Raw genomic sequence first — 11,870 nt, forward strand, 5'->3', positions numbered from 1 at the left:
TTTTGTACAATTTATACAATTTCGTAAGCTCCTTATAGGTATTGGAATCCGATTTCTGTAGTTTTTGAAGGTCTTCCGATATGGCCATTATCTCCATCAATTCTTCAATCGTTATATTATATTTTAAAAGTATACTCATCGTAGCCTTAAGGGGCTTACAATCCATTTTTTCAACCCCCGGCCTCATAGAAGCACAATGCGTTGGCGGCATTTCGATTTCACCTGTCCCGGGTTATTATCCTGGGCACGATCGCTAGTCCTTCGACCGCATATCTTTCCAGCAATAACCCACTATAATTATACGTTTAAAATTGATAAATATATCTATTTTAAATTAAGAATTAAATTTTAATGGTAGTCAATTAGATAGTATCCATAATGATTGCTGTCGGCCGAAGAAAAGACATTAAATAGGGGTGTGGATAACTATATGCTAAATAATCAATCGTATGGCTTAAGTCGGATTCGCAGGATTGACTTTTTTATGTCCGATCCCAATTTGTTTAGACTTTCCGTTCTACGGTTAAAGCCTTATTTAAGGAGGAATTGAGGAGTATATGGATAGAATAGCCACAAGATGCGCAACGGACGAGATCCACAGGATTTTATTTGAATTCAATCCAGCGTATGCGAAAACGCGGCGAGAGATACTCGCGAAAACAGATGAATATATGCTGATAAGTCGTCTCGTAGGATTAAGGCCCGACCTCATCATAATACCCGTCGTCGTGCACGTGGTTTACAACACCCAGGACCAGTATGTCAGCCGGGATCAGGTTAACAGCCAGATCGATGCGCTCAACCGCGACTATCAGAAGATGAACACCGACGGCATCCAATTCGCCGAGAGGCTATGCTCCGATTTTGCCGCCCTGGCCGCGGATACCCGCATCGAATTTCAGCTGGCGAAGCGTGGCCCTGACTGCGATTATATACCAGAAGGCGCGATAACATGGACAAAAACAACCATGTCGAAATTCAGTCCACCTGATATGGATGCCTTAAAAACGGACCCGACGCTGGACAAGGTAAAGCATTCGTCTGTCGCCCCGGATGGGACTCAGAATGGCGGGCATGATGCCTGGCCAACGGATAAATACCTCAACATATGGGTATGTAACATTGATGATGGCGATTGGGCGGGCTATACGACCTTTCCCGGCTGGCCCAGGGAAGTGGACGGCGTCGTAATACATTATGATTATTTTGGTACCTTGAATAAGGCTCCCCCGTTTGATAAAGGCCGGACGACGACCCACGAGGTCGGCCACTGGCTCAACCTGCACCACCCGTGGGGCGACGACGTAAATTACAATTGCTTAAATACGGACTTTGTCCTGGATACGCCGAACCAGAAAGACTATAATTTCCTATGCCCCCACTCAATACCTAACACCAACACCGAATACTATTATCAAACATGCACAGCATCGTCGGACCCGAATAAAAGGTGCCTGGGATTTCCCCATATCTCCTGTAAAAATGCCAGTCCAAACGGGGACATGTTCATCAATTATATGGACTACGCCCAGGACCGCTGCATGGCCATGTTCACCGCGGGGCAGGCGCGGCGGATGGAAGCCCTGTTGAACGGCTACCGGCGCTCGATCCGGGATTCCCAGGGCTACGTGCCGCCGACGCCGAACGGCGCCGCAGATCTGTGGATCCGCGATTCACCCCGGGACCTGGGATCCGAGCCGGATACCGCCGCCGGCCCGATGTTCGCCAGCGACGACATATTCGTAAACCCTCCCAGCGGGCCTTTTATCGTCGAGAGCGGGAATCTCATACCGGGCGAGACGAATCACATATATGTCAATATCCGGAACCGCGGCTGCAGGCAATCCAGCGGGGGCAAGGTCATACTCTACTGGGCGAAGGCATCGACCGGACTGGGCTGGCCCGCCCCGTGGGACGGCTCGGTCACGGCGCCCGCACCGATGGGCGGCAAGATCGGAGAAATGGCCATCGGAAGCGTGGGCCCGAGCTCCATGAAGCCGCTGCGCTTCGACTGGGTCCCGCCCGACCCCGCGGATTATGCCGCATTCGGGGCGGACCGGACCCATTTTTGCCTGCTGGCACGGATCGAGACCATCCGCCATGCGCCCTATGGCATGACGTCCCCTGAAGGGCCAAACCTCTGGGAGAACGTGAGGAATAATAACAATATCGCGTGGAAAAACGTCACCATCGCGGAAAGACTGGTCTGGGGCTGGCGCGGACAGCTGCTCGTCAATAGCATCCTCAAATACCGTAAGCCCGACCCCGAACATATGCCGGTTCCTGAACAAAAGCCCGAGAGAGGTCTCGCGCCAATTCGGCTAACGTTCCAATCCGCTGTAAAATATCCCCTTGAAAGCCCGTATCCCTTGCCCAGATCTGTGCTGGACCTGGGTGACGTGGAACTGGACCTGGGCCCCTCCCTGTTTAGCCGGTGGCAGGCCGACGGAATGCCCGGCCGGGGAGTCGAGGCTGCCGGAGGCAGCAGGGTCGCGATAAAAGAGCCTCAGGCCAGAATCGAGGTAAAGATTCCGCATGATGAATTGTACGTCGTCGAATTTTCCGTCAGGCCCGGGACACCTAAAATAAAAGGCTACGACGCCTTCTTCTTTGACATAGTTCAGGAAGAACGTGTTAAAAGATCGTATCGACACGTGGGCGGCCAGAGGTTCATTATCCAGACACTAAACGATGGAAAATTCATTGGATGATCGTACAGCGAATTTAACTTAAAAACTTCTTTTTCTTTTCAGGCCCGATGTATTTAAGCATCGAATCGTCAATAATTAGTTGAACCCATGGACCCCAGCCCCCAATCCAGTCCACCTTCGCGTAAGCGGATCTTTCTCAGCTACGGCCACGACGAGAGCGTGCCCCTGGTCCTTCGATTGAAAAATGACCTGGTCGCCAGAGGATACGACGTCTGGTTCGATCTCGAGCGCATCGAGCTCGGGGTGGACTGGGAGCAATATATCGAGGATGGCCTGGCCCGGGTATCGGCCGCCGGTAAGAACGGCCTGTTCCTGCTATTGATGACGCCCTACTCGGTCCGGCGGCCGGATGGCTTCTGCCTGAACGAGCTCGCCCGGGCCATTCAGCTCAACCTCAAGGTCATCCCTATCATGCTGGTCCAGTGCGAGCCGCCTCTTTCAATTTGCCGCATCCAGTGGCTGGACATGGAGGGCTGCCTTCCCCTGGTGGAGCGGGAGGATCGTTACCGGCAAAAATTCGAGCGTCTTCTGGAAGCCATCGAGAACGATCGCATCGATTTCGAAGGCTTCCACTCACATGTCGTGAACGTACTGAAGCCGATCTCCTTCGACGCGGAGATAAGCTACAACCTGAAGCGCTTCAGCGGCCGCTCCTGGGTCCTGGACGAGGTCCAGGCCTGGCTGGCCGACCCCGGCGCCTCGAGGATCTTCTGGCTTACGGGCGCGCCCGGCGTCGGCAAGACCGTCATCTCCGCCTGGCTCTGCACCACTCTTTTGGAGGTCCGGGGATTCCATTTCTGCAGCTACGGCAACGTCACGAAGACGGATACCCGCCGCTGCATCATGTCCATGGCCTACCAGCTCAGTACCCAGCTGCCGGAATACGAGGAGCGGCTCAAGCGCCTCAAGCTCGACGACCTGGAAAGCCTTAATCCCCGGTCGCTGTTCGACCACCTGATCGTCCAGCCCCTCTCGTCGAATTATCCCCGGCCGGCCCGGCCCGTCGTAATCCTGATCGACGCCCTTGACGAGGCGACCATGGCGGGGAAAAACGAGTTCGCGAGTTTCATCGCCACGGAATTCGAGAGGGCACCCGAGTGGCTGAAGCTCATCGTCACCAGCCGGCCGGACCCGGAAGTGACGGGCTACCTCCAGGCATATCATCCATTCAGCCTCAACATTTCGGACCCGAGGAATAACCGCGACATACGCGAATTCCTCCGGCGCGAGCTGGGGAAATATTACCCGGGAAAGGCGGTGCCGGCCGCTGTCGTGGAAAGCATCGTGAAAAAGAGCGACGGGCTATTTCTCTACGTGGAATGGATCCTGCGCAGCCTGGACCAGGGCGGGCTGTCGCTCGATAGGCTGGAAGAGTTCCCGCGGGGCCTGGGCGGAATATACCTCAAATTCTTCGAGCGCCAGTTTCCAGACGTCGGCCTCTGGGAATCCGCCATCCGCCCCCCGCTTGAGGTGCTGCTGGCGGTCCAGGAGCCGGTGCCGATGAAGATGCTCTCGGAGATCTTCGGCTGGAATCCGCACGATGAGCGGAAATTCCGCCGGTCGCTGGGCTCGATATTTACGGTGGAGGGGGGAGTCATCACGCCCTTCCATCGCTCCGTCGTCGAGTGGCTTACCGACGAGGAAAAGCAGGACATTTTCTATACCAGCATCTCGGAGGGGCATAAGATACTGGCCGCCTATGGCTGGGGCCAATATCAACGGGGCGTGGACGGCGTTTCGCCTTATATGGCCCGGTATCTTCCCCTGCACCTGTATTCGGCCGGGAGATCCGCGGACCTCCGGGCGCTGCTACGCGACCTGCGCTTTATCCGTAAGGCGTGGGAAACGGATCGCTTTAGCATTATGGAGCAGTGGACGCGGATCGAGGCGACCTCGAGTATCCGCATGGCGGACATCTACCAGCCCGTGCTGCTTTCCCCGCAAAAGGAAGACGATAAAGACCTCGAGGCGATCCTGGAGATGTTCCGGAATACCTATCACTTCGACGAAGCCCTCCGATTGCTGGACTATCTGATCGACCATTACCGGGGGCAGGGCGATCGGGATCGATTGCAGCGCTGCCTCAGCTACCGTGCCTGGATCGCGATCGATAGGAGCGACTACGACCTCGCCATGGGCCTGCTCAAGGAGCAGGAAGGGATCTGCCGCGAGACCAATAACCAGGATGGCCTGCAATTTTCATTGTTAAAGCAGGCCGAGATCCTGTGGCACAGGAGCGATTTCGACACCGCCATGGGGATGCTCAAGGAGCAGGAAAGGATCTGTCGCGAGATCGGCAGCCTCCACGACCTCCCGGAATCGCTCAATTGCCAGAGCCTCATCCTCCGGGTCCACGGGGATACAGAAGGGGCCATGAAATTACTAAAGGAACAGGAAAGGATCTGCCGGGAAACGGGAAATATCGATAGCCTTCAGGCCGCAATGGGCGACCAGGGGAATATACTGCGGGTAAGAGGGGACCTCGGAGGCGCCCTGACCCTGTTAAGGGAGCAGGAGCAGCTGAGCCGCAAGGTGAATAATAAGGATTATTTAGGGATCTCGCTTGTAAACCAGGCAATCATATACATGTGGCAGGGCGATCTTGAAGCCGCGATGGGGCTTTTGAAGGAGTCCGAGCAGATATCCCATGGGTTTGGGAATATGTTCGGCATCTCCGAATCCCTGATATGGCAGATTACGGTCCTCGTCAAAACGGGCGACCTGGACGGTGCGCTCACGCTGATCAAGGATACGCGGCGGATCTGCCTGGAGAACGGGGACGACTATATTTTCCAGTATATCAGGGGCCAGGAGGGGATCGTCTACCGCCTTCAGGGCGACATTGATCGTGCGGTGTCCCTGCACACGGAGCAGGCGACTATCTGCCGTAAGATCGGCCACCGGCGCGAGCTGGCGGTATCGCTGAACTACCTGGCCGTCGACCAGCGGATGAAAGGCCGTATCGATGACGCTGTGGAGCTACACGGCCAGGCGGAGGCTATGCTGCGCGAAATAGGGTATGCGTACGGCCTGCAGGAATGCCTGGGCGATAAGGCCATGACACTTTTTGCGAAGGGTGATGCCGATACGGCGCTCGGCGCCCTGAAGGAGCAGGAAAAGATCTGCCGGGATATGGGCCTGAAGCTCGACCTGGAAAAATGTCTGGCGAACCGAAACGACATCGTCGATTCTCAATATAAGGCTTAAAAAGGCTTACAAAATTGCCGTTCCTGCCGAAGCAGGTTATGCGCCCTTATCAGCTCCGCCACGCTCCACGCCTGCGATATGCACCCATTGGGCTCGTGGGGCGCGTCGCCATCGAATATTTCCGATATCGTCCCGAGCCCGGCGTCATGCGTATGCAATAAAAGCGGCTCCAGCAGCGGCCTCAGCCTTTCTTTGGGCTCGCCGATCCTCAGCGCGGCCTCGACATAAAAGCCCATGAGCCAGGGCCAAACACAGCCATTATGATACGATGCGTCGCCGCTGTATCTTCCAGTGTAGCGGCCATCCCGGGGCGACAGCGTCCTCAGGCCATACGGCGTCAGCAGGTCTTTTCGAACAACGCCCATGGCCTTCCTCGCTTTTTCACCGTCAACGGCCCCGAGAGCGACGGCGATGGCCTGATTGGGCCGGACAGCATCGTCGAAAGGATCGATGATATCAAAAAGGCAGTTTTTTTCCTCGTCCCAGAATTTGCCAAACTCACGGCGGGCCGCAACGGGCTTAACGGGCGGCGCTAATTCCATCTGTTCGGCTACTTCCAGGGCGTTGATCCAGAGGGCGTTCACCTCTACGGCTTTACCTTTTCTGGCCGTATAGCGCGTATCCATCCACGTCGACTCTGGAGCGGACGAGATCAACGCGCCGCCGAGGATGGCGACTTCGCTTTCCGGATAGCCACTCAGTATTTTTTCAACCCACGCCTTTCCCTCATGGAGAAAAGCCGGGTCGCCGCGCTTCTCGAAATATTTCCTCAAAGCGTAAATGAACCACAGCGGGGCGTCGCTGGAATTGTGGCCGCCCGGGATCCGGTTCGGTATCAGCCCGCTCTTTATCTGCTTTCCAAAATGGCGAAAGACCCGTTTCGCCTCATCGAACTTGCCCATTTCGAGCAACAGCCCGGGCAGGCTGACGAACGTGTCCCGGCCCCAGGGCTCGGCGAACCAGTGGTAGCCGGCATAGATCGTATCGTCGATCAAAAAGCTGTCGGCCGCCAGGCCCAGGTAATCCATGGGGCCAGTGGGCTCCGAGTCATCTCTAAGAACTCTCTCGAAACCATCTATGGAGGCGTAAATCGTGGCCGAGCCATCCTTCACCAGGCCGTGGAAATAGCCCGGCGAATACAGGTCCTCGACATGGTCATATCCTCGCTCGGCGTCGCGCTCGTAGAATACGCTATAGTAAGCCTGCGGGTCCTCGACGAACGGCAGACCAGACTGCATCGATAATCTGCCTGCCCGGAAACCGTTCTCTGTACAGGCCATCTCCAGCACGACATTCCGCTTAACCTCGTGGTAGCTCCGGTCCGTGGCCAGGGGCCTTATGCGCAATTCCGCCTCGCCTTCCACATCATAGCGGATCGTTAGGCGGCCGTCGAACTCTATGGTCTTTTTTATCGACGCGCCGTCGACCATATAATAAAATCGGGGCGGATAAAGCTCGAAGCCGTTTAGGAAAAAAAGCCCTTTATCCTGCAGGGCCCCTGCGTAGCGGTGTACGGAAATGTGCTCACCGTTAGCGTGCTCCTCGAGGCCGGATAAATATACCCGCCTGCCGGCCACGATTAGGCCGTGGTACTTACGGGTATTGCCGGCCAGGGACGAAGAACAATAGGCGTCGCCCGCCGTCAGCAGATACTCCTTACGCCTGGCGAACGTATAGCCGTGCAGGTCCCCGGAGAATCGGATCATGCGGGGGGCGGCAACTTGCAGACGCTGTCGTAGAGGGCCTGCTGCTTCTTTTTATATAACTCGATGGCCTCATCGTAAACACGCAGCGTATTTTTCGCCGCCATATCCCATGTGAAGCTCTCCAGGACATGCCGGCGGGCGTTGATGCCCATGCTCTTCCTTAGCTCCGGGTCCTTCAGCAGGATAATGGTGAACTTTGCCACGTCGCCAGGGTCATGCGGGTTAATGTGGAAGCCGCAGATATTGGGCCCGAACGGGATGACCTGCTCCCGGAACCCGGACGTGCCGGTCGCCCCCACGATCACGGGCTTGCCCATGGCCATGGCTTCCAGGCTCACGATGCCGAAGGGCTCGTATTTCGAGGGGAATATGGCGACGTCGCACGCCGCATAGTATTTTAGCCTCTCCTCCTCCGGGACATAGCTGAAATTGAATATGACATTCTCTTCCAGACTATTGGACGAGACGATCTGCTTAAGCATGCTCTCCTGCTCGCCCTTGCCCAGGATGACGAGCTTAGCGTCGGGCACCTCCTTGGCGATCTCCTTCATGGCCATGGTAAGCGTGTCCGCGCCCTTCACCCACGTAAGCCTTCCCACGAAGAAGATCATGGGCGAGTCGCCGACACCGATCTTCTCCCGGAACGCCTTGAGTTCCGCCGGAGAATATAGATCCGGGCGGTACTTGTCCGTATCCACGCCGTTATACACGACCCGTATCTTCTGCTCCGGATATCCCAGCTTGACCAGCTCGTCCCGCATCGCGTAGCTGACCGTGACGATGAGGTCGGCCTTCATGGCCGCCAGCCGCTCGATGTCCTTGACTGCGGCCGAGCCGCTGCCGGTGCGGCCCTGCTCGGTCGAGTGGTAGTGGACGACCAGCGGCAGGCCGAGGTTGCTTTTCGTGACAATCCCCGCGAGAAAGGCCAGCCAGTCGTGGGAAACGGCAATGTCGTACTGCTTTTTCTCGACGGCCACGAGGCTGTTCACCAGCTTGGAGGCGGACAGCATGTTATACAGGAGCGTTTCCGTGAAGAACTGCTGGCCTCTGGCGTCCCACCGCTGCACGTCGCCCGGGCTGACCACCGAGAGCACATCCGTCAGGTTCATCAGCTTCGGGCGGTGAACGTTCACGCCGTTCCAGTCGTCCTTGGTGGGGTCGTTGCCCGTATTCCTGGAAAATACGGTGACCTCGTTGCCGGTCCGGATGTACTCCTTCGTGATCTCCATCGCGTACGTGCCCAGCCCGCCCCGGAAAAAGGGCGGGAACTCATCCACAAAATATGCAAGCTTCACGGTAACACCTTTTTGTAAACATCCATCATTTTTCTCGCACTTACTTCCCACCGGAACAGGCGGTCGACCTTCTTCCGGCCGTTCCAGCCATAGCCGGCTACCCCGTTGACGCCGTTCAATATATAATTAATGCCCCAGGCAATGGACTCGGGGTTCTGGTGAACCTTCACGCCGTTGACAAAATTATCGATGTTCTCGGACAGGCCTCCCACGTCGCAGGCCACCACCGGGCGCTTAGCGCTCCAGGCCTCTAATAAGACCAGGCCGAAGGGCTCGTTCCTGCTGGGGATGACAACGACATCGCTGGCATGTAAAAAGCGGATATATTCCGAGTCCGGTATGTAGCCTAAAAATCTTACCGGCAGGTTCATGTTATGGGCCTGCTCCTCAAGCTGGTGCTTCATGCTGCCCTCGCCGGCCATGATGAACTGTGCGCTCCACTTGTTCTCGACCACGCGGGGTATGGCGTCGACCAGCATGTCCGGGCCCTTCTGGTACTCCATGCGCCCGATAAAAAAGACGAGCGGGGCCAGCGGGTGGATGCCGTAGGACTTCTTTACCTCGCCCGCGTCGATCATGGCATCGTAGGCCTCGGGGAATATCCCATTGTTCACGACATCGACCTTTTCGTCGGGCGCCTTATAGAGCCACATGACCTCGTTCTTGAGCGTCTGCGATACGGCCGTGCAGCGCTTTGCGATCAGCGCCCCGTACCACTCCTTGCCTGCGATCTCCTTCGACTCCCACCAGTCGCCGAAGCGGCCCCCGATACGCCCGAACTCCGTCGAATGGTAAGTGAAGACCGTATTGCGGTCCTGAAGCTGGTGCATCGCCTCCACGACGTGCCAGTCGTGGAAGTGGAGTATGTCGAACGGAGGAGAGTCATACTGGCGAAAACGCTCCACCATCTGGTCGCTCATATTCTTACAGTAGTCCACGATATTATTCGCGCTGGGCCAGCAATAGTGATACTTCACGCCCTTGATCTCCTTCTCCTCAACCCGGCCCCGGGTGAAGAAGTGGACCTCGTGGTCCTTCGCGAGCGTCTCCGCCAGGTACGTGGCACCGGGCGACAGCCCGCCGATCTTCTCGGAGTAGATGGACTCCCAGCAGAAGAAGGCTATCTTAAGCTTGTCCATAGCGCATCTTTCTTTTTCGTGGCCGTATCTATAAGCTCCAGCCTGCTCTTACACTCCTCCATCTCTCCGGCGAGCCTCTCATCGCCCAGCACGTCCTGCACCCAGCGGGACAGGTCCTTGTTCTTCATGTGATGCTCTACGGAATCCTTTGGCACGTAGTTAAGCAGATCACACATATCGTCAAGGCTATAGGCCGTGAAACCGGTGTAGGCGTTCGACGTGTAGAACTGGAAAGCCTCCTCCGGCGGCACCGTGCGCAGCTCCATGGCGGCCGACCGGGGCTTCATCTTTTTAGCCGCCCGGCTCTCGTAGTCGGACAGGATGCGCATGTACGCCGCGAAGGAATCGAAGGGCCGGCAGGCGCCGGGGCTGAAGTAGCTGTGCACGTCGGCGCAGGAGCCGAACTTCGACGCCATGTAATAGAAATGGTCGCTCGTCTGCAGGTAGCGCCACATCTTCTTATCCTTCGCATAAGGGCGGGCTCGCTGGATGGCCTTGAGCGCCGTGTGCTGGATCGTATTGCCCAGCCACGCCGAGGCGTCCTTTTCCACGTCCGCCCAGGAGATGGTCTCTTCTATGCTGAGCTCGTCCCTCGCCGGTATCGCGGCCGCCTCCGAGGGGGTGATGAGCTCGACGCTGCGGCCGAGGCACTCCACGGGCAGCCATCGTAAAAATTCCAGGATACCCGAGTCCTCCCAGTGGTGCTCGCCGAAGGTCTCGTAGTCCACGAACACGTTCACGTAGTCGCCAGGCGACGCCGCCACCCAGGAGGCGAACTTATCGGCCATGAGCGGGTACTGGTCCCAGTCCCGGTTATTGAAGCGGAACGCCACGTCGTCCGATAGCTGGTAGTTCCGCATGAGCAGCCTGATGCCGTTACAGGAGTATACGTAGTCCGGGCTCCGCCACCCGAGGACGCGCTCGACGCCCTCCGTGTATATCGCCTTGAAGCCCAGCTTTTTCGCCGAGCGGGCGATATCGTTATTAAAGATGAACTCGGTGTTCTCAATTACCTGCGGCGTGACGCCGAACTCGGCCTTCAGCATCTTCTTGTGGAGCCGGACCTGCTCCTCGAACTCGCCCAGGTCAAAGAGGCTGGCGACGCTGTGGAAGTAGGTCTGGGCAAGCATCTCGGCGTTCCTATGGGCGGCCACCTGCTTAAAGAGGCCCAGCACGTCCGGCCTCCACTTTTCTAATTGCTCGACGAGCGTGCCGGACAGGCTGAACGCGCACTTGAACCCCTTATCCAGGCTGTCCAGGATGACGCCCGTGGCGGGGATATAGCATTTATCGGCTACCCTATCCAGGATATCCCGGTTAGCCTCGCTGAAATAAAGGCTTTCCAGGCTCTCCGCTGTACCGTTTTGAGGGCTAAAGTCCGGCTTGAGCCGGAAGGGCTGGTGGACTTCAAATCCCAAGCATAATTTACTCATCTGTATGGCCTCCTGCCGAGGTCCTGCCTGCCGCTCATGCGGGCGGCGTCGCCTGCCTTCCCCGGCCAGGCGCGTTCGACTTTCCGCGTGGGCCGGCAATCGATAGATAATGATCTTTAGCTGCAATCGGTATAGAATTTTTACTTTATATAATATATATTTGTTAAAAGGTGTAGATATAGTGTTTTATGAACGATTTAAGCGAAAATATCGTAAAAAAATGGCTTAAAATAATATAAAATTTATATAAAATTTATGCATTCTTCGGCTTGGGCTTGCCGGCCTTCTCCGGATTATGCTTAGCACACACTGCTCTCCTGGGCGGCTGACCATTAACAGGCTATTATGCTTGAGATTTAAATATTTTATCATGAATATA

Annotated in this window: 7 protein-coding genes; 2 read left to right on the forward strand and 5 right to left on the reverse strand. The window is 56.4% G+C overall.

The window, feature by feature from the left end; all coding sequences use genetic code 11:
• On the reverse strand, positions 1 to 211 hold a 211-nt coding region (locus VMC84_RS08905), incomplete at its 3' end, for a hypothetical protein (protein ID WP_325379774.1).
• A 460-nt stretch (positions 212 to 671) separates the two neighbouring features.
• Between VMC84_RS08905 and VMC84_RS08910 the strand changes: the two genes are divergently transcribed.
• Together VMC84_RS08910 and VMC84_RS08915 are read left to right on the forward strand one after the other, a co-directional pair.
• Complete coding sequence (locus VMC84_RS08910; protein WP_325379776.1) at positions 672 to 2,711, forward strand: M43 family zinc metalloprotease; 2,040 nt, start codon at positions 672 to 674, stop codon at positions 2,709 to 2,711.
• A gap of 87 nt (positions 2,712 to 2,798) precedes the next feature.
• On the forward strand, positions 2,799 to 5,918 hold the full coding sequence (locus VMC84_RS08915; protein WP_325379778.1) for a tetratricopeptide repeat protein: 3,120 nt from the start codon (positions 2,799 to 2,801) through the stop codon (positions 5,916 to 5,918).
• On the opposite strand, the gene VMC84_RS08920 is transcribed toward VMC84_RS08915, so the two are convergent.
• The 4 genes from VMC84_RS08920 to VMC84_RS08935 are packed head-to-tail and all read right to left on the reverse strand — an operon-like array spanning position 5,915 to position 11,491.
• The gene (locus VMC84_RS08920; protein WP_325379780.1) at positions 5,915 to 7,624 is read right to left on the reverse strand and encodes an amylo-alpha-1,6-glucosidase; all 1,710 of its coding nucleotides are present in this window, start codon (positions 7,622 to 7,624) and stop codon (positions 5,915 to 5,917) included. The genes VMC84_RS08915 and VMC84_RS08920 overlap by 4 nt on opposite strands.
• Complete coding sequence (locus VMC84_RS08925; RefSeq protein ID WP_325379782.1) at positions 7,621 to 8,919, reverse strand: glycosyltransferase family 4 protein; 1,299 nt, start codon at positions 8,917 to 8,919, stop codon at positions 7,621 to 7,623. Before VMC84_RS08925 ends, VMC84_RS08920 begins: the two co-directional genes overlap by 4 nt.
• Positions 8,916 to 10,058 carry a glycosyltransferase family 4 protein gene (locus tag VMC84_RS08930; protein ID WP_325379784.1) on the reverse strand — a complete coding sequence of 381 codons (1,143 nt, stop codon included), beginning with the start codon at positions 10,056 to 10,058 and terminating at the stop codon, positions 8,916 to 8,918. Before VMC84_RS08930 ends, VMC84_RS08925 begins: the two co-directional genes overlap by 4 nt.
• The gene (locus VMC84_RS08935; protein WP_325379786.1) at positions 10,040 to 11,491 is read right to left on the reverse strand and encodes an alpha-amylase; all 1,452 of its coding nucleotides are present in this window, start codon (positions 11,489 to 11,491) and stop codon (positions 10,040 to 10,042) included. The genes VMC84_RS08930 and VMC84_RS08935 overlap by 19 nt, the downstream gene beginning before the upstream one ends.
• Between the last annotated feature and the right edge of the window lie 379 nt (positions 11,492 to 11,870).

This window comes from Methanocella sp. (assembly GCF_035506375.1).
Classification (GTDB): domain Archaea; phylum Halobacteriota; class Methanocellia; order Methanocellales; family Methanocellaceae; genus Methanocella.

Excerpts from the sequence above, each read along its gene's own strand:
- VMC84_RS08910 (WP_325379776.1), top strand. The coding sequence starts at position 672 with ATGCTGATAAGTCGTCTCGTAGGATTAAGGCCCGACCTCATCATAATA.
- VMC84_RS08915 (WP_325379778.1), top strand. The coding sequence starts at position 2,799 with ATGGACCCCAGCCCCCAATCCAGTCCACCTTCGCGTAAGCGGATCTTT.
- VMC84_RS08920 (WP_325379780.1), bottom strand. The coding sequence starts at position 7,624 with ATGATCCGATTCTCCGGGGACCTGCACGGCTATACGTTCGCCAGGCGT.
- VMC84_RS08930 (WP_325379784.1), bottom strand. The coding sequence starts at position 10,058 with ATGGACAAGCTTAAGATAGCCTTCTTCTGCTGGGAGTCCATCTACTCC.
- VMC84_RS08935 (WP_325379786.1), bottom strand. The coding sequence starts at position 11,491 with ATGAGTAAATTATGCTTGGGATTTGAAGTCCACCAGCCCTTCCGGCTC.